Genomic DNA, 19,431 nt, shown 5'->3' on the forward strand with positions numbered 1-19,431 from the left:
TCATCATTCGTGTGGGGAGAGCAGGATTCGAACCTACGAAGACGTACGTCAGCTGAGTTACAGTCAGCCCCAGTTGGCCACTTTGGTATCTCCCCATTTCAATATTAGAACGGTAGAAAGTTGGAATATTAGAATTTAGTTCGAAACGAAAATGCTGTTTCTCATTCTTATCTTCAAGACTCTAATCTTCATCCTTCCTTTGAGCCGGATCACAGATTCGAACTGTGGACCCCGAGATTACAAATCACGTGCTCTGGCCAACTGAGCTAATCCGGCAAAACATTTACAAAACCTTTTTTCGCATAAAAACCGCCAATAATCAGCACTTTCGTATGTTCACTGGTGGTCTTGGCCCTATCTCACCGGAATGGCCCAAGGGCATCTCCAAAAGGGTTTGCAAATGTATAAATATTTTGAATTAATTCGCAAGTTATCCTGCTTTTTTTGAAATTATTTTTCTTTCAGCTTCTCTTTAAACTTGGCGAGTTGTTTACGTAAAGCATCAACAGACAGGTCAATAGCTTCTTCAAAAGTATCAGCTTGCTTTTTTGCAAACAGGTAGTCGTTAGCAGGTATGGAGATTTTAATCTCGGCGACCTTATTATTTGCAGCTTCAGGTTTCAGCACTTTAAGAATGACTTCAGCAGAAATAATACCGTCAAAAAAGGTATCCAACTTCGTTGTTTTTTTTGTTGCAAAATCAACTAATTTTTGATCTGCTGTGAAATGAATGGCATTGACATTAATATTCATAACTTCTCCTCCTTTGTTTTAAGCTCTGGGGTGAGCTTGTTTGTAGATGCTTTGTAATTTTTCTGTTGTCGTATGTGTATAAACCTGGGTTGCAGCAAGGTTGCTGTGTCCTAAAAGTTCTTTAACGGCATTCAGGTCGGCTCCGCGATTCAATAAATGCGTGGCAAAAGTATGCCGTAATACATGTGGACTCTTTTTCTCCAGGGTAGTGACCAGGGAAAGGCTGTTTTTAACCACCCGGTAAACCAGTTTTTGGTAAACCGGCTTTCCTTTTGAGGTCAGAAAGAAACGGGGACTGCACGTTTCAAATGTTGCTTCACGAATCAACCTGTATTCTTCAATGAGTTTGTTCATGCTTCGAGGGTAAGGAACAATTCGTTCTTTGTTGTTTTTACCCAGTACACGAATCAAGGTTTCATTTTGCAAAACATCCTGATCATTTAAAAGCACCAATTCTGAAAGCCGGATTCCGGTTCCATAAAACAAGCTGATAATCATTTTATCCCGGATTCCTTCAAAATCGTTTCTGAAGTACCCATTATCCAACAAACAATGCAAGCTGTTTTCATCTAAAAAATAGGGAAGTTTTTTCGGAACTTTCGGCGTAATCACCGTGCTTAACGGCGTTGCCTCGATAAGTTCCTGCCGCATCAGGAATTTATAAAACGACTTTACGGCGGTTACTTTTCGGGTAACCGTCTTTGCCGTAAGCCCTTTATCCATCAACGACACAATCCAACTCCGAACTTGCTTGCTACTTACCTGCAGGATATTAAAATCCCCGACCGTCTTGAATAAAAATTCTTCAAACTGATCGAGGTCTTTTTTATAGGCAACAACAGTATGGTCCGAACATCTTTTCTCGAACCGCAAATATTTCAGAAACGATTCCTGATAGGACATACACCCATGTTTACTGCAACCAGGAACCAGACACCAATAACCTAGTCTTCCTGGCGTTGCATTTGTTCAATATAGATAGCTTTTTTCACTTCAGCACGTCTTGTGACCGAAGGCTTGGTAAAAGCTTGTCTTCCGCGTAATTCTTTGATTACACCAGTTTTCTCAAACTTTCTCTTGAATCTTTTCAGGGCTCTTTCGATATTTTCGCCTTCTTTAACCGGAATAACGATCATTTTTTTAGTTTTTATCTGTTAAAATTTTGAGCCGCAAATTTATGAATTCTATATTACTAATCAAATTTATCACCAAAAATTTAAAATTAAAAGCTGAATCTGGTTGCCTTTCCCATGAGGTATAAACAAATCAGTTTAGTTTTTAGTTTTCAGGTACACCTGTATTTTTTTAAATACTTCTTTGTTCACCACCGAATCCGAAAGCAACTGCTCAACCTCCCGGATAAACCCGTTTTGAGTTCGATAAGCTGTAATTTTATTCGCATTTTCCCATTTCACGTACGGATGAGCAGCCAATTCTTTCGCTTCTGAAAAATTGACATTAAGCTGGGTGATTAGCGTTGCATCAACTGTCAACTGGCTCTTCAATCGATCAATCAAATCCGGCTCAACCCCGTACACCTCTTTAAGCTGATCCGCCGCATAAAAGCCTCCCAGCAAATTCCGATACTTGACGATACGTTCCGACAAGACCGGCCCGATCCCTGAAAGTTTTTTCAAATCGTCAGGCGTAGCGCTATTTATTTCGACAATGACAGGAGATTTCGAAATTGAGTTACGGGCTTCTCCTTGTTGTTCTGAGATCGTTTCATGACGAACCGGTGATGAACTCCGGGGCACAATTGGTTTAATCTCTGGTAATGAAATATAGCCAGCAATGACATCAAAAATAGAATCTGTCATCCCATACAGCTTGCGCACATCACTCTTGTTCCGGAAATTACCGCCCCGTTTCCGGTACTTCAGGATGTTTTGTTTGATACGCCAAGGCAAGTCCAAACTATCCAAAGCCACAGAATCTACCAGATTGGGATCGAAAGCGAACAAACTTAAAACAACAGAAGGAGGTTCGTTTTGACGTTCAAATTCGGCCACGAGTTTTTCAAATTGCTCCTTGTCGGCAACACCGGGTTTTTCAAAATAAAAAACCAATTGATTGGCAAGCATAAAAATCAAGATCAGCCCAATCAGGACAATCAATCCGATCCGCTCTCCCCGGGAAAAGGTAAAATATTCGCGAATAATTTGATTGAAGTTCATAATACAAATTATTCGCATAATTTAAGAAAAAATCTGCACCTGAAAAAACAGAAAACAAACTAAATCAAATTTTCAACAAACCGACTCCTTGCAGAAACACCAAAGCAATGGCGATAGGCGCAACAAATTTCACGATAAACAAGAACAGCGGCATATAAGTGACCTTCAGCATTCCTTGATTTGATAATTCATCACGGGCCTTTTCTCTTCCCAAATACCAGGCTACAAACAAAACAATGAAAAGACCCCCCAAAGGCAGCAGAATATTGGCAGAAGTGAAGTTGAGCAATCCAAAAATGTTGAACCCAAGAATATTAACGTCACGCATGACTCCCCAGGAAAGAGCACACATAATCCCCAAAACAGAAACCGAAAATGTAGAAAGCCAAGTGGCCTTTTTCCGGGTCAGTCCCAACTCTTCAACAAAATAGGCAACAATAACTTCCAACACGGATATGGTTGATGTGAGTGCCGCAACTCCCAGCAAGATAAAAAACAAAAGCGAAAAGAAGTACCCGCCGGTCATTTGCTGAAAGATGTTGGGCAACGTGATAAACACCAACCCTTCGCCCGAGCCTGGTTCGATACCAAAAGCAAAAACCGCCGGAAAAATAGCCACGCCTGCCAGAACTGCAATCAACGTATCGGCCAAGGCAACCGACACAGCCGTAGAACCTAAATTTTCATTTTTTGCGATATACGAGCCATAAGTAATCAGTGTGCCCATCCCGATACTCAGTGAGAAGAAAGCCTGCCCCAAGGCTTCGAGAATGGTACTGGTCGTAATTTTCGAAAAATCGGGTGTAAACAAGAAAGCCAACCCTTTGCCTGCACCGGGCAAGGTAAGTGACCGAACAGACAAGATCACTAAAATGACCAGCAGTACCGGCATCAAAATTTTGGTATATTTTTCAATTCCGTTTTTCACACCGGACATAATAATAAAAGCCGTCAGTCCCATAAACAGCAGGAACCACAATACCGGGCGCCAGGTACCACCCCGAAATTCCGTAAACATCACATCCAACTGCTCCGAATTCATGCCGGAAAAACCATCAATCAGCGACAAATAGATATACTCTAACGTCCAACCAGCCACAGCCGTGTAAAAAGCCAGGATCATAAAAGCCGCTGCTACTCCCATCAAACCAATCAGGTACCAGGGTTTTCCTGGCGCCAAAAGCTTGAACGACCCGAAAACATTCCGCTGGGCACCGCGACCAATCAGAAATTCCGACATCATCACCGGAATGCCAATCGCCAGAATGAACAGCAGGTAAATGATCAGGAAGGCCCCTCCCCCGTTTTCGCCAGCCACGTATGGGAAACGCCAAATGTTGCCTAATCCGATCGCTGAGCCGGCAGTGGCTGCAATCACCCCAAAACGACTTCCGAAAGAATCTCTGCCTGCAGGTTGTATTGACATATATTCTGTTTTTGATTTTTTGAACCGAATAACTAGTTATTTTTGAAAGGCTGTAAAAATGCAAAAATCCTTTCATTCGAAACAATAAATCTTTTGGATTTTGTTTTTTGACAACCATAAAAAAAAGCCCCCCGAGAACAGAGAGCTTTTCATCTAACGTTGAAGAACGTTAATTTTTACCAATACAATTTAAGTCCTCGAAGGCCGATTTCAGGCGGGCAATCATCGCTTCTTCACCTTTACGTACCCACACCCGAGGGTCGTAGTATTTTTTATTGGGCTTGTCATCACCCTCCGGATTGCCAATTTGCCCTTGCAGATAGGGACGATTGGCGGCTTCGTATGCTCGAACACCATCCCAATAAGCCCACTGCGTATCGGTATCGATATTCATTTTAACCACACCATACGAAATGGCCTCACGGATCTCTTCGGTTGTGGAACCAGACCCACCATGAAATACAAAACTTACTGGTTTGGCTTCGGAAAGGTTGAATTTATCGATAATAAACTTTTGCGAAGCATCCAGGATTTTTGGCGTCAGTTTTACGTTGCCCGGCTTGTAAACACCATGAACATTGCCAAACGAAGCTGCGATTGTGAAATTTGGACTGATTTTCAGTAACTCTTCATACGCATAAGCGACTTCTTCGGGCTGCGTGTAAAGCATCGAATTGTCCACATTCGTATTGTCCACGCCATCTTCCTCGCCTCCGGTCACACCCAACTCAATCTCGAGGGTCATCCCTATTTTGCTCATCCGTGCCAGGTATTTCTTGCAGATTTCGATATTCTCTTCAATTGGTTCTTCGGATAAGTCCAACATGTGCGAAGAGAACAAGGGTTTTCCGGTTTCGGCAAAGTGTTTTTCACCGGCATCCAGTAAACCGTCAATCCAGGGCAACAACTTTTTAGCAGCATGGTCGGTGTGCAACACAACCCGTACGCCGTACAGTTCTGCGATCTGATGGATATATTTTGCACCGGCAATAGCGCCGGCAATTTGCGCACCCTGGCCTTCCAGCTTCAAACCTTTCCCGGCGTAGAATTGGGCTCCACCGTTCGAAAATTGAACGATGACAGGTGAGTCCACCACTTTGGCTGCTTCCAAAACTGCATTCACCGAGCTTGAATTGACCACGTTGACGGCCGGCATCGCGAATTGGTTTTCCTTGGCAATTTTAAAAAGCAACTGTAAATCAGAGCCTGTAACGACCCCAGCCTTAATTTGATCCGATATTTTTCCCATTGTTATAACTCATTTAATTAATGACTACACCCACAAACTGGCAAGCCGGCAAATTGTTCATCAAAATGTGTTAAGGTTTTTTTAAAATGAAAAACCAGCCTCCGAATTTGTGCCTTAAAGTGCTGATTTATTCCTATTATTGTCGCGGTTTTGAAAAAAGCAACGGAATACGATGACTGACAACGTGCTCTTTTGAAACAGAACCAACGAAAAACCGACTTTTAAGCATTATTATCAACTAATTATTTAAATCACATGGCAGTAAGTTATAAAGACTTAGGGCTGGTCAACACGAAAGAGCTTTTCAAAAAAGCTGTTGACGGCGGATATGCAATTCCTGCATATAACTTCAATAACATGGAACAAATGCAAGCAATTCTTCAGGCTTGTGTTGAAACAAAATCTCCGGTCATCCTGCAGGTTTCTTCAGGCGCCCGTAATTATGCCAACGCTACCTTGTTGCGGAACATGGCTAAAGGTGCTGTTGAATACGTAAAAGAATTGGGTTGCGAAATTCCAATCGTTTTGCACCTTGACCACGGTGACACGTTCGAGCTCTGCAAAGATTGTATCGACAACGGGTTCTCCTCGGTGATGATTGACGGTTCTCACCATTCATACGAAGAAAACGTGGCCCTAACCAAAAAAGTGGTTGAATACGCTCACGCTCACGGTGTAACTGTTGAAGGCGAACTGGGTGTTTTGGCCGGCGTTGAAGATGATGTGGTTGCAGAACATTCAACCTACACAAAACCGGAAGAAGTAGAAGATTTCGTGAAAAAAACCGGTGTTGATTCACTGGCGATTTCTATCGGTACTTCGCACGGCGCCAACAAATTCACGCCCGCACAATGTACTGTAAATGAAGATGGCGTGTTAATCCCGCCAATGCTGCGTTTCGACATTTTGGAAGAAATTGAAAAACGCATTCCCGGATTCCCGATTGTACTGCACGGTTCGTCTTCTGTTCCGCAAGAGTATGTTAAGATGATCAACGAATTGGGTGGAAAAATGAAGGATGCAGTTGGTATTCCCGAAGAATGGTTGCGTCGCGCTGCAAAATCGGCCGTATGCAAAATCAACATCGACTCTGATGGACGTTTGGCTATGACTGCTGCTGTTCGTAAGGTTTTAACTGAAAAACCAGGCGAATTTGACCCGCGCAAATACCTTGGGCCAGCCCGCGAAGAGCTGAAAAAATTGTACATGCACAAAAATATCGAAGTTCTTGGTTCAGCTAACCAAGCTTAATTCCGGTATTCAACATACAGAAAAGGATGGCCCGGCGGTCATCCTTTTTTTTATCCCGCAGGCGCCTATACAGAACGAACAGTTCTCAATGATTGCACTATCTGCCAATATTATCAAAGCCAGCCTTGATTCAACAGTTTCAGGCCGCTATTCGTAGCGCAAACTTTCGATCGGATCGAAACGGGCGGCTTTCTGAGCCGGGTAATATCCGGAAGCAATTCCCACGCCGAAACACAACAACACCCCGACAAAAATCCAGAACCATGGGATGATAAACGTTCCTCCGATAATCATGGACACCACATTCCCCATCAGGATGCCCAACACAATCCCAAGCAACCCGCCCAGTTGACCGATGACCACCGCTTCAATCAAAAATTGCTGACGGATGCGGTTGGCATTGGCTCCTATGGCTTTACGAATACCAATTTCCTGTGTGCGCTCGGTCACCGAAACCAACATGATATTCATTAATCCGACAGCAGCACCAAACAAGGTAATCATCCCGATAATGGTTGCCACCAGCGTAATATTCTTAATATTATCCAGCAACATGTTCACCAGGTTATCGCTTTTTTCAATATTAAAATCGGTTTCATCTGTTGGATTCAGTCCGCGCACAATGCGGAAAAGACCTTCACTTTCTCCCAAAGCAGCCTCCATCAGTAGCGGATTGTCCACCTTCACCTGTAGATTGAAGTTCATTTGCGGCCGGGAGAAATACGTCCGGACATTAGAATAGGGCAACAGGCAAAGTTCATCGCCCCCACTGCCAAATCCACCACCTCTCGACTTCAACGTGCCTACAATCCGGTAACGGCCGCTGCCAATATGGATTTCCTTCTGCAAAGAGCTTTCGCCTGCGCCAAACAAACGCCTGACCAGGCCGTCGCCGATCAGCGCCACAGGCTGGCCCGAATGGATTTCATCTGCTGTAAAGTTTCTTCCATCCTGTATTTCAAATCCGGCGGTAGTCAGGTAATTTTCATCCACCCCGGTGACCGGCACATTTGGGTTCGATTTTTTAGACCCATACATCACAGTTGCCGTTCCGGTGGCATTGACCGAGATGGAAACTACAGCCGGAAAATCAAAGCGCCCTTTAAAATCGCGAGCCTGGTAATAATTGATGTAGGAGTAGTTTTTCGTTCGGTACCGGCTGTTTCCCATTTCAACGCGCATACCCCGCGAAGTAATGGTAAACGTATTGGCACCCATAAACGTAAATTCCTTGGTGATAGATGATTTAATAGAATCGATAGCCGTTAAAATACCGACCAATGCCGTTATACCAACTGCAATGATCAATACGGTCAGGATTGTACGCAACAGATTCGTTTTTACCGAACGCATAGCAATCCGCAGATTTTCGAAAAACAGGGCACTATATCGCATCATGTGTTGAATTACCCCTGAATGGAGGATCAAGTTCCTAAATATTTATGGCATAAACAAGCACTATTTTCAAGCGTACAAATAGCCACCAGCAACTGATTTTCAAGAAATGCAAACCTAACAACGGAGTTGACCACGCCTTTAAGTTTGAATTTCTCACTCCTCAGAGATAAATATTTTCCAGCTAAAAAACACGACAATTAACGGGCACACCTCCAACCACTTGAAGCGACGCTCTCTCCTAGTTAATATTTTTTAACATTTATTACCTAACCTTTTCCGAAACCCCGCCGTTAAAAATGCCTGTGTGACAACGAGAAAGAAAATTTTACATAAACCTAACACGAAGCAATTTACAAACGTATGGTATTTCTATTCAAAATTACTTCGATTGAAAAACCTGGATTTTCGTTTCAAGCAGAGCTGGATGGACAACATACCTTTGCAGATTTTCACCAGTGCATTCAACGCGTCTGCCGTTTTAGCCCCGACCAATTAGCTTCATTTTTCGTAGCCGGAACAAACTGGGGAAGACAAATTGAAATTACCCAACTGGATATGGGAATTGCCGGCAGTGCAAACTACATCATGTCAAAAACCCATATAAAAGACTTGCTGAATTGCGAACAGCAACGTTTGTTATATGTATTTGACTTTTTTCAGGACCGATTATTTTATATTGAATTAATGCAAATATCTATGGGAAAGAATCTTTTAGAACCTTCAGTCACCGCAATTTTCGGTGATGCCCCTGCACAAATCCTTGAAGAAGATCTTCAGGAACAGGGTTACGAAACACAAGCCCAGGAGGAACGTTATGATTATGGTGACTTAGATGATTATACCGAAATTTTTGGCGAAATGGAAGATCTCATGGAAGGGACTTAAGTCCCTTCCATTTTAAAGGAAAAGCCCTACCTTTGCCCCCTTCATTTACACAAAAATGCATAAAACCTTACTCGTACTTTTGGGGCCTACCGGAATTGGGAAAAGTGATTTGGGCATTCGGTTAGCCCAACACTTTCACACAGAAATTATTTCATCAGACTCCCGCCAAATTTATCGGGAGTTATCCATCGGCACTGCCGTACCACCTCCCGACGATCTGAAGAAAGTAAAGCATCACCTCATCCACAGCCACTCCATAAACGACTATTACAGCGCCAGCCGTTTCGAACAGGAGACCTTGCAGATTCTGGACAAGCTGTTCGCCCGGCACGACCAGGTTATCATGACCGGTGGATCCATGCTTTATATCGATGCCGTTTGCAAAGGCATTGACGATATCCCGGATGCAGATCCAAAACTGCGGGCAGAATTGAATGCCGAATACGAAGATAAAGGGATTGAACACCTGCGCCTGCAGCTCAAAAAACTGGATCCGGAGTACTATGCCGTGGTGGACCTAAAAAACGCCAAACGGCTGCTTCATGCACTTGAAATTTGCCTGACGACCGGGAAAACCTATACTTCGCTACGAACAAACCAAGGGAAAGAACGCCCTTTCAACATCCTGAAAATCGGGTTAAACCGGGATCGGGCAGAACTGTACGACCGGATCAACCAACGGGTAGATCTGATGATGCGAATGGGGCTGGAAGAAGAAGCCAGAAGCGTTTATCACCTGAGAAACCTGAATGCGCTTAACACGGTAGGATACAAAGAATTGTTTGCATGGTTTGACGGTGAAACCGACCGGGAAACAGCAATCGAACTGATCAAACGAAACTCACGGCATTATGCCCGCAAACAATTGACCTGGTTCCGGAAAGATCCTTCGATTCACTGGTTCGCCCCGAAACAGGAACAAGAAATTATCCAATTTATTCATGAAAAAATAAACCAGCAAGCATGACCGGCCAGCTTCCTGACAAGTTCACCATCCGGGTTTACGGAATATTCATCAACGAACAACACGAGTTGCTGGTGACCGATGAATTTCAACTGGGCACAAAAATGACCAAATTTCCGGGTGGCGGACTGCATTTTGGCGAAGGCACCATCGATTGCCTGAGACGGGAAATGCGGGAAGAATGCAACCAGGAAATTGAAAAAATCTCCCATTTTTACACAACCGATTTTTATCAAAAAGCCCTTTTTTTCGAGGATCACCAACTCATCAGCATTTACTATACCGCTCAATTGAGAGAGCCAGTGAATTTTAAAATTTCAAGTAAACCATTTGATTTCGGGAAGAACGAAAACGGCAACCAATCGTTCCGGTGGGTATCCATCCATTCCCTCGCCCCGGAAATGTTCACCTTCCCGATTGACCGGTATGTGGCCACGTTGCTGAAAAACGGGCAAAATCAGAAATAATTGGTTAATTTGACTCGACCAAAACCGGTTGTCTTTACCTGCGCAAAGTAGATTTATGAAAGAGAATCAGACAAAAACCATAAAAATAATAGGCCCGGCCTATCCTTACCGTGGAGGATTAGCCACTTACAATGAAAGGCTTGCCCGCGAATTCATCAGTCAGGGATACCAGGTTGATCTGGAAACCTTCACATTACAGTACCCCGGCATTCTCTTCCCCGGGAAAAGCCAGTATGTTGACGGGCCTGCACCAGCCGGGTTGTCCATCAAACGAACAGTCAACTCCATCAACCCCATTAGTTGGATAAAAGCAGGACGGCGCATCCGTAAAGAAAAACCCGACCTGTTGATGGTCCGCTATTGGTTGCCGTTTATGGCCCCGGCACTGGGCACGATTTGCCGTTTAGCCCGAAAAAACAAGCACACCCGGGTGATTTGCCTCGCCGACAACATTATCCCGCACGAAAAAAGGCCGGGCGACCAGTTGCTTACCCGTTATTTTATGAACAGCATCGATGGGATGGTAGCCATGTCGGAATCGGTTTTAAACGAAATTGACCAGTTCACCCCGAACCTGCCCAGGGCCCTTTGCCCACACCCGCTATACGACAGCTTCGGGGAGAAACTCAACCAACAAAAAGCGAAAGAACTGCTTGGACTGGACCAGCAAACCAGTTACCTGCTGTTTTTCGGGTTCATCCGCGACTATAAAGGACTGGACATACTGCTGAAAGCTTTTTCCGATGAGCGGTTGAAAAAGTTTCCTGTAAAACTGATTGTAGCCGGTGAGTTTTACACCAAACCAGGCCCGTACCTGGAATTAATCCGCGAGTTGAATTTAGAAAACCGCCTGGTCCTGAAAACCGATTTCATACCTGACAATGAGGTAAACCGCTATTTCAGTGCGGCCGATCTGGTGGTCCAGCCCTACAAAAGCGCCACCCAAAGCGGTGTTACCCAAATCGGCTATCACTTCGAAAAAGCCATGCTGGTGACCGATGTTGGCGGGCTGGCCGAAATCATCCCCCACAACAAAATTGGGTACGTGGTAAAACCCGAACCCCGTTCTATTGCCGATGCGCTGGTTGATTTTTACACCAATAACCGGCAATCCGTATTTGAAGCCAACATTCCGGATGAAAAAAAGAAATTCTCCTGGGCAAACATGGTGGAAGCTTTTTTCGATGTCTATGGCCAGATCGCTACACGAATTCCTTAGGCCAATAAAAAATGGTAATCCCAGTCACATTTTCATCCGCATGAACAAAAAAGGCCTGTAAATACTTTCATTTAATTTTAACGATTGGTAAATTTTGAATGTCCGTCAAGCTCAGGCCATTCACAATTAAGACTGAAAAAGTATATATTTACCGATTACAATTCGGTTTAAGGGAGCATACCATGGAGGAAGGGATCAGCAAATTACAAACCAAAGCAGATCAGCGGCTAATTGCAGATTATTACGATGATCTGGCCCGCTCGTTCGACCAACGTATTTCGGAGGAAGGACGCCAGCGGATCTGGAAAGCGTTTGAGTTTGCCAACAGCGCCCATGCCGGGGTAAAACGGAAATCGGGCGAACCTTACATCATTCACCCGCTGGCTGTCGCCAACATTGTATCGGGCGAAATCGGGCTGGGGGTCACTTCCATCATCGCCTCCATCCTGCACGATGTGGTAGAAGATACCGACTACACCCTGGTGGATATCGAAAACCTCTTCGGAGCTAAAGTGGCCAAAGTAGTGGATGGCCTGACGAAATTATCGGACGAGATTACCTCACAGCACGATTCCAAACAAGCGACCAACTTCCGCAAAATGCTGATGACCTTATCCGACGATGTGCGGGTCATCCTGATCAAGCTGGCCGACCGGCTGCACAACATGCGCACCCTGGAAAGCATGCCGCCCCACAAACAACTGAAAATAGCTGCCGAAACCCTGTATATTTTTGCGCCGCTGGCTCATCGACTGGGCTTGTACGCCATCAAAACCGAACTGGAAGACCTCAGTTTGAAATACAAGCAACCCGATACCTACAACCTGATAAAGTTCCGCTTGCACAGCCAAAAAGAACGGCGCGATTATTTGGTTGAAGAGTTTATCAAACCCATTCAGATTGAACTCGAAAAAGAACAAATCGACTTTAATATTTCGGGCAGGTTAAAATCAATTTACTCGATCTGGAACAAGATGCAAACCAAAGGAATTTCGTTTGACGAAATCTATGATTTGCTGGCCATTCGGATTGTGTTCAAACCGAAGGAAAAAGTATCGGAAAAGCGACAGTGTTTCGATATCCTCTCGCTGATTACCGATATATACAAACCCAAGCCCGACCGCATCCGCGACTGGATAACTATCCCCAAAGCAAACGGGTACGAGGCCTTGCACGTCACCGTGATGGGGCCCGAGGGGAAATGGGTAGAAGTGCAAATTCGAACCGAACGGATGGATGCCATTGCCGAACGCGGTTTTGCTGCCCATTACAAATACAAAGGAGTGCAAGCCAGCGAAACAGAGCTGGACCGCTGGCTCGAAAAAATCCGCGAAATGCTTCAAAATCCGGAATCGGATGCGCTGGAATTCCTGGATGAATTTAAAATGAACCTGTATTCTTCCGAAATCGTCGTTTTCACTCCAAAAGGAAGGATGGTCAATCTACCGAAAGGCGCAACGGTCATCGATTTTGCTTACGAAATACACACCGATTTGGGCAACCGTTGCATCGGCGCAAAAATAAACCACAAGCTGGTGCCGGTGAGCCACGTGATTGAAAGTGGCGACCAAATTGAAATCCTGACTTCAAAAACGCAAAGACCCGATATCGAATGGCTGAAATTCATCATAACCGCCAAAGCAAAAGCAAAAGTCAAACAAGCCTTTAAACTCGATAAAAAACGACACCTGGAGCAAGGACGCGAAATCGTAGAAAGTAAGCTAAAAGAATACAACATTAAACCTTCGTCGGATACGTTGAAAAAACTGACAGCTTATTACAACCTGTCCAACAAAGACCAGCTGTATGCCCAGATTGGCATGGGGTTTATCGACTTTAACGACCTGGAGAATATTCTGAAAACCCGTCGTCAAAATAAACTGGCCAAGTATTGGAAACTTTCTTTCAACAGGAAAAGGAAAGAAGAGGACGAGCTGGAATTGGAAATACCGGATAAAAAGATCGACAAAAAGAACACCTTCATCCTGAAGGAAGACCCGGAAGAAACCAACTATTCCCTGGCAAAATGTTGCCAACCCATCCCGGGCGACGATGTGCTCGGCTACCTGACCTCCACGAATCATGTGGTCATCCACAAACGAAACTGCCCGGAGGCCAACAAACTAATGTCCCAACAAGGCGACCGGATCATTACCGCCGAGTGGACCAAGTTTAAAAAACGCTCCTACCTTACCCGCCTTAAGTTAAACGGCTTCGACCGGGTGGGAATCGTCAACGAAGTAACCAACATCATCTCCAAACTGAACAACATCAATATGCGCACCGTTATGTTTGATACACATGACGGCATCTTCGAAGGTGAACTTTATCTTTATATCCACAATGTTGACGACTTGAAGAATCTGATCTCCCGATTGATGAAAATCAAAGGAATAGATAACATTGAACGGATGGAAAAAATCGAGGATTAATTTTTATTTAGACTAAACTATCTAAAAAATTTCCTATTTTTGGGCGTTATTTAAAATTGGTTTAAGTATGAATAGCCCAAAAACGAAAGAAACTGTGAAGAAGATGTTCACAGAATATCTGGAGAGAAACGGACACCGAAAAACGCCCGAACGGTTTGCCATTCTGGATGAAATCTATTCGCGCGAAGGCCATTTTGATATCGAATCGCTCTACATCTCCATGAAAAACAAGAACTACCGGGTGAGTAGGGCTACGCTGTACAACACAATCGACTTGCTGCTGGAGTGTAAATTAGTGGTTAAGCACCAGTTTGGCAAAAACATTGCCCAATTCGAAAAAGCATTTGCCACCCTGCAACACGACCACCTGATCGATACCAATTCGGGAGACGTACATGAATTTTACGATCCTCGTATCCGCGAAATCATCGAAGAAGCCTGCTTGAAATACAATTTCAAACTCTCTCACCACACCCTGTACATTTATGGCGAACATATTGACCACTAATTTCGCTATTCACACGATAAAATGAAATCCTCCCCGAAATCGAGGATTTTTTTACGCCTGATGCAAAAATAATTTGTAATTTTATCTGCCAAATAAATTACAAATCGGCACCGCAGAAATCAACCAGGCAAACAGGTCTGACTTCTGCGGTTTACTATGTTTGGAAATCTGTAAACCACATATAATGAAAGTAGATGTCATTTTAGGTCTTCAATGGGGAGACGAAGGAAAAGGAAAAATTGTCGATGTGCTGACTCCCAAATACGACGCCATCTCTCGTTTTCAGGGCGGGCCAAACGCGGGCCACACGTTGGAAATAAACAATTTCAAACATGTCCTCCATACCATTCCATCCGGTATTTTTCATGAAAATAAAGCCAATATTATCGGCAACGGTGTGGTGTTGGATCCCATCGTCTTCAAAAAAGAGATTGACGGAATCCTGAAACTGGGGATCGACCTGCACAAAAACCTGTACATCTCAAAAAAAGCTCACCTGATTTTGCCTACGCATAAACTGTTGGATGCCGCATCGGAAGCCGCCAAAGGTGAAACAAAAATCGGCTCAACACTGAAAGGAATTGGCCCAACTTACAAAGACAAAATTGGCCGCGATGGACTGCGTGTGGGCGATTTGTTTGAAAATTTCAACGAAAAATACACCAGCCGTGTCAATGCGCACAAAGAAATGCTGGAAAAATTCTACCAGTTCGACTATCATGAAATGCTGGTTGCCGAAGAAAAAGCATGGATGGAAGGCATTGAAGTACTGAAATCGTTCACCATTGTTGACAGCGAACACATGATCAATGATTTGCTGCTGGACGAAAAGTCGGTATTGGCCGAAGGTGCGCAGGGTACGTTACTCGACATCGACTTTGGCTCATACCCGTTTGTTACATCCTCCAATACCATCTGTGCCGGAGCTTGTACCGGACTGGGCATTGCACCTCAAAAAATCGGCCGTGTTTACGGGATCTTCAAAGCTTATTGCACTCGTGTTGGCATGGGCCCGTTCCCCACGGAACTGCACTGCGAAACCGGACAAAAACTGCGCGATGCCGGAAACGAATACGGCTCAACCACCGGACGCCCGCGCCGCTGCGGCTGGCTCGACCTGGTTGCCTTGAAATACTCGATCATGATCAACGGGGTAACCGAAATGTTTATGATGAAATCGGATGTACTGGACGACTTTGACACCATCCAGGTTTGCGTAGGTTACGAGATAAACGGCGAAGTTACCGATAGGTTCCCATTTGAACTGAACGAAGATGTGAAGCCGGTTTACGTGGAACTTCCGGGCTGGAAAACCGACCTGACCCAACTGACCCACCAAAACGAATTCCCCGAAGAATTCAATAATTACATCGCCTTTATCGAAGAAGAAACAGGACTGCCCATCACCATTGCCTCGGTAGGGCCAAACAGGGCACAAACCATTATGCTCGATAAGGAATAAAAATATTCATTTTTCCATTTTTGACGAGAGCCTCCGGAAAAGAGGCTCTTTTCTTTTTCGCGTAGCCTCTAAAATCCGCAGCAAACGGTTCATTAAAAAGGACTAGACCCGGCACATATTGGTCGCTTGTTCATAAAGAAACATGACAATAAATCCATCCATTCCTTTCCGGGACAAACACTCACCAAATTAACCGGTTATATTTATGAAGAATCATTTTAAATACACGATGAATTATTTAATTTTAAAGGCATTATTAAAAAATCTGGCTGCAACCAGGACAGAAAAAACCTTTTAGGATAGAACCAAGATGGAAATCGTGCGCCCGACCCTGCTACTCGACAAAGAAACCTGTTTGCGGAACATTGCCCGCATGGCGGAAAAAGCTAAGGCAAAAAACCTTGATTTTTGCCCCCATTTCAAAACCCACCAGTCTGCCATAATTGGCGAGTGGTTCCGCGAATTTGGGATCAGCGCCATCACCGTTTCGTCTGTTCAAATGGCACAATACTTTGCCCGCAACGGTTGGACTGACATCACCATCGCTTTGCCGGTAAACATCCTGGAAATTGACCAGATCAACCAACTCGCATCCGGCATCAACCTAAACCTGCTGGTAGAGAATAAAGAATCCCTGGTTTTCCTGGACAAATTCATCAAATTCCAGGCAGGTATTTATATCGAAATCGATACCGGGTACAACCGTACTGGCGTTGCAGCCCATAAAACCAACCTGGTCGATGGCCTGTTGGAAATCGTAAAAAACAACAAACTACTCGATTTCAAAGGCTTTCTTTCGCACACCGGACATACTTATCAGGCCAGTTCCCGCCACGATATTTTCAACCATCATTTTGATGCCTTGCTCAAAATGCGGTCGCTGAAAAACCGGTACAAAAAAGATTGGCCCAATCTGAAACTTTCCTTGGGCGACACGCCTTCGGCCAGCATCTGTGACAACTTTGACGGAATCGATGAATTGAGGCCTGGCAATTTCATTTTTTACGACCTGATGCAATACAAACTGGGAACCTGCAAGTTTGAAGATATAGCCCTTCGCCTGGTTTGCCCGGTTATTGCCCGTCATGCGTCGCGAAATGAAGTGATTATTTATGGCGGGGCCATTCATACCTCGAAAGACTCAATCATCAATATTGACGGGAAAGAACTGTACGGCCAGGTAATCATCAACCAAAACGGGCAAAAGATACTGCTTGACGAACGAAATTATCTGCATAAACTGAGCCAGGAACATGGCATCATCAAAGTGACCTACAAAGATTTTAACTCGTTTAAGGTAGGCGATCTGGTTGAGATTGTGCCCGTACACAGCTGCCTAACAGCCAATCTGATGGGCAGCTACCTGACAAGTGACGGCGAATACATTCCGACCATCCGCCAGGCATAGGGCTTCCGGTTATTTGCGTTCCAATAACCTCACAACTGCCTCCAAATAGGCAGTAAGCGGATATAATTTCTCGTCGTACCAAAGTGAGGCAAAATAGAGGCCTATGGGTGAAGCCTTCAACCCATTTTTACAATAGAAATCATCCAGCCATCTTATGCCGCGTAAGCAGGGCTCATCCGGACTACTTCCTGAAAGGGCGGCAACAGCCAAAGCAGTTTCCTCCATGCTCCCGCGAATATTTTTTCCACCGCCCCAGCTGCCGTCTTCATTCTGAACTGCCCGCAGAAACTGTTCAGCCGGTTGTATCAGCTTTAGCAAGCGCGTACGAAAAGCCTCATCCATCCAGGAATGGCCAAGCGCATCCTGCAAATAAGTAAGCACCCGTGCCGTACCGTAAACCGGGTTGACATGGCCGTCAGTATGCTGGTTGCCAAACCAAAGCGGCAGCCAGCTGCCATCGCCCCGCTGGTGTTTTTCCAGGTAATTAGCCATCCTTGTGATCCCCAACCGCATCCGGGATGCCGCAGTCGAATCCAGTTCCTGTCCAAAGGCATTCAAACAGGCAGAAACAGCCAGCAAACAATGGCCGGTCAGGTCGGCACAACTCTGATCAAACGGCAACTTGCCCCAACCTTTTGAAAAAGTCGGGAAACCGCCATCGCTGTTTTGCAGTTGCAGCAGCCATTCGCAAGCCGCCAGCAGTGGCTGCTTTAGTTCGTTCCCGGGTTGAAGTTGCAGCAAGGCTAGCATGGCTCCAGGTGTATCATCGCCATCGGGTACTGAACCGGAGTGATTGGTCCAGCCCCACCCCCCCGGCTGACTCCCATTAAAAGGATGTACCTCCAGATTTTGAACGGCCAGCAAATGGTTGGCGATTTGCTGCTGCATTCGGGGAATTAACACTTCCTCTTTTTTCGTTCGTAACGCTTTTACCGACAAGCTGGTCACCCAGGTTGACAAGTCGATATCGATCGGCCAACTCCCGTCGTCACGCTGGGTCTTTTTCAAAAAACCAATACCCCTTTCAACCACTTCCAAATCGCGGTAGCCGGCTTCAATCAAACTTAAACAAACAAATGCCGTGAGCGGGATAGCTTCTAAAAAGCCACCGCTATCCGGCATCAGGCGGTGAAGTAATTTCAGGGCAGGTTGCACCGAAAGTCCACGCACAAACCGTGAAAATGCATTCGTCTTTTTCTTTTTGAAAACCACGATCCCCACGGCCACCAAAGCCGGTATAGCATAACTGACCACACTAAGATTCAACAACCTGTAGAATTTGCGGGGCAGCAAAGACAGCTCAAAAGGTAACTGCGGAATATAGCTAAACGCTTCGGGGCCGGGAACGCCACACAACCCGCACAGAGTAAGAATTGGAACCGAGAAAGTATAGTCTTTTTGATAATGATCGAGTATAAACCGGGCCACCTGAGGCGAACGCACATCAATACCCATGCCCGACAAATAAGTAGCAATCTTTTTCTGCAACAAAGTGATCTCACCATCAGTTGCTGCATACAAATTCGTGGCGGCATAAACCAACAAGCTGGTGCTAACATTGCCCGGACTTTCAGGTGTATCTCCAAAACTACCATCCGCATTCACATGATCCTGAAGCCAAACCAGGCCATTTTGAATCTCAACCCGGTGAGCTTCGCGATCGTGAAAATGCAAAGCGGCAACAGCCACCGCTACCGCCAAGGCGCTCGATGACAGCTCGCCCGTCCAAAAACCTTGCGGGCTCAATTCCTTCAGCAAGATTGCGGATAGCTCTTCAAATCGTTGTTGCAGTTCTGGTTTTGTCATGCATCAAATTATAATTCATTACTTTC

At 45.0% G+C, this 19,431-nt stretch carries 17 protein-coding genes and 2 tRNA genes; 9 read left to right on the forward strand and 10 right to left on the reverse strand.

Translation table 11 applies throughout. The features are described from left to right. Positions 1-12: 12 nt before the first annotated feature. The 8 genes from N2K84_RS17925 to fbaA form a co-directional block, all read right to left on the reverse strand. A tRNA-Tyr gene (locus N2K84_RS17925) sits at positions 13-95 on the reverse strand. A 107-nt stretch (positions 96-202) separates the two neighbouring features. Next, a tRNA-Thr gene (locus N2K84_RS17930) sits at positions 203-276 on the reverse strand. A 174-nt stretch (positions 277-450) separates the two neighbouring features. Continuing rightward, positions 451-753 carry a ribosome hibernation-promoting factor, HPF/YfiA family gene (hpf, locus tag N2K84_RS17935; RefSeq protein ID WP_282593210.1) on the reverse strand — a complete coding sequence of 101 codons (303 nt, stop codon included), beginning with the start codon at positions 751-753 and terminating at the stop codon, positions 451-453. An 18-nt stretch (positions 754-771) separates the two neighbouring features. Continuing rightward, on the reverse strand, positions 772-1,656 hold the full coding sequence (locus N2K84_RS17940; protein ID WP_282593211.1) for a tyrosine-type recombinase/integrase: 885 nt from the start codon (positions 1,654-1,656) through the stop codon (positions 772-774). Between the two features lie 41 nt (positions 1,657-1,697). Next, on the reverse strand, positions 1,698-1,889 hold the full coding sequence (gene rpsU, locus N2K84_RS17945) for a 30S ribosomal protein S21 (protein WP_282593212.1): 192 nt from the start codon (positions 1,887-1,889) through the stop codon (positions 1,698-1,700). A gap of 135 nt (positions 1,890-2,024) precedes the next feature. Beyond that, entirely contained in the window at positions 2,025-2,930 is a 906-nt protein-coding gene (locus N2K84_RS17950) for a helix-hairpin-helix domain-containing protein (protein WP_282593213.1), read from the reverse strand. 64 nt (positions 2,931-2,994) lie between these two features. Beyond that, positions 2,995-4,356 carry a sodium-dependent transporter gene (locus N2K84_RS17955; RefSeq protein ID WP_282593214.1) on the reverse strand — a complete coding sequence of 454 codons (1,362 nt, stop codon included), beginning with the start codon at positions 4,354-4,356 and terminating at the stop codon, positions 2,995-2,997. 169 nt (positions 4,357-4,525) lie between these two features. After that, a complete protein-coding gene (fbaA, locus tag N2K84_RS17960; RefSeq protein ID WP_282593215.1) occupies positions 4,526-5,605 on the reverse strand; it encodes a class II fructose-bisphosphate aldolase in 1,080 nt (359 codons plus the stop codon). A gap of 255 nt (positions 5,606-5,860) precedes the next feature. Between fbaA and N2K84_RS17965 the strand changes: the two genes are divergently transcribed. Further along, positions 5,861-6,856, forward strand: coding sequence for a class II fructose-bisphosphate aldolase (locus N2K84_RS17965; RefSeq protein ID WP_282593216.1), 996 nt, complete (start codon positions 5,861-5,863; stop codon positions 6,854-6,856). A gap of 147 nt (positions 6,857-7,003) precedes the next feature. Here the strand turns inward: N2K84_RS17965 and N2K84_RS17970 are convergent, their stop codons facing one another. Further along, the gene (locus N2K84_RS17970; protein ID WP_282593217.1) at positions 7,004-8,254 is read right to left on the reverse strand and encodes an ABC transporter permease; all 1,251 of its coding nucleotides are present in this window, start codon (positions 8,252-8,254) and stop codon (positions 7,004-7,006) included. Between the two features lie 360 nt (positions 8,255-8,614). Here N2K84_RS17970 and N2K84_RS17975 point away from each other — a divergent pair, with 360 nt between their 5' ends. The 8 genes from N2K84_RS17975 to N2K84_RS18010 all read left to right on the forward strand — a co-directional run bounded on the left by N2K84_RS17975 (position 8,615) and on the right by N2K84_RS18010 (position 17,599). Beyond that, positions 8,615-9,139, forward strand: a complete 525-nt coding sequence (locus N2K84_RS17975) for an IS1096 element passenger TnpR family protein (protein ID WP_282593218.1) — start codon at positions 8,615-8,617, stop codon at positions 9,137-9,139. 55 nt (positions 9,140-9,194) lie between these two features. Then, positions 9,195-10,106, forward strand: coding sequence for a tRNA (adenosine(37)-N6)-dimethylallyltransferase MiaA (miaA, locus tag N2K84_RS17980; RefSeq protein WP_282593219.1), 912 nt, complete (start codon positions 9,195-9,197; stop codon positions 10,104-10,106). Further along, positions 10,103-10,570, forward strand: a complete 468-nt coding sequence (locus N2K84_RS17985) for an NUDIX domain-containing protein (protein ID WP_282593220.1) — start codon at positions 10,103-10,105, stop codon at positions 10,568-10,570. Before miaA ends, N2K84_RS17985 begins: the two co-directional genes overlap by 4 nt. 55 nt (positions 10,571-10,625) lie before the next feature. Further along, entirely contained in the window at positions 10,626-11,789 is a 1,164-nt protein-coding gene (locus N2K84_RS17990) for a glycosyltransferase (protein ID WP_282593221.1), read from the forward strand. A 182-nt stretch (positions 11,790-11,971) separates the two neighbouring features. After that, the gene (locus N2K84_RS17995) at positions 11,972-14,221 is read left to right on the forward strand and encodes a RelA/SpoT family protein (RefSeq protein ID WP_282593222.1); all 2,250 of its coding nucleotides are present in this window, start codon (positions 11,972-11,974) and stop codon (positions 14,219-14,221) included. Positions 14,222-14,288: 67 nt separating this feature from the next. Further along, the gene (locus N2K84_RS18000) at positions 14,289-14,729 is read left to right on the forward strand and encodes a Fur family transcriptional regulator (protein ID WP_282593223.1); all 441 of its coding nucleotides are present in this window, start codon (positions 14,289-14,291) and stop codon (positions 14,727-14,729) included. A 184-nt stretch (positions 14,730-14,913) separates the two neighbouring features. Further along, positions 14,914-16,191 (forward strand): adenylosuccinate synthase, encoded by a 1,278-nt coding sequence (locus N2K84_RS18005; RefSeq protein WP_282593224.1) that lies wholly within the window; start codon positions 14,914-14,916, stop codon positions 16,189-16,191. A gap of 310 nt (positions 16,192-16,501) precedes the next feature. Continuing rightward, entirely contained in the window at positions 16,502-17,599 is a 1,098-nt protein-coding gene (locus tag N2K84_RS18010) for an alanine racemase (protein ID WP_282593225.1), read from the forward strand. Positions 17,600-17,608: 9 nt separating this feature from the next. On the opposite strand, the gene N2K84_RS18015 is transcribed toward N2K84_RS18010, so the two are convergent. Then, a complete protein-coding gene (locus N2K84_RS18015) occupies positions 17,609-19,405 on the reverse strand; it encodes a prenyltransferase/squalene oxidase repeat-containing protein (protein ID WP_282593226.1) in 1,797 nt (598 codons plus the stop codon). Between the last annotated feature and the right edge of the window lie 26 nt (positions 19,406-19,431).

The sequence above is a fragment of the Gaoshiqia sediminis genome (genome assembly GCF_025907915.1).
In the GTDB taxonomy this organism is placed as follows: Bacteria; Bacteroidota; Bacteroidia; order Bacteroidales; family Prolixibacteraceae; genus Gaoshiqia; species Gaoshiqia sediminis.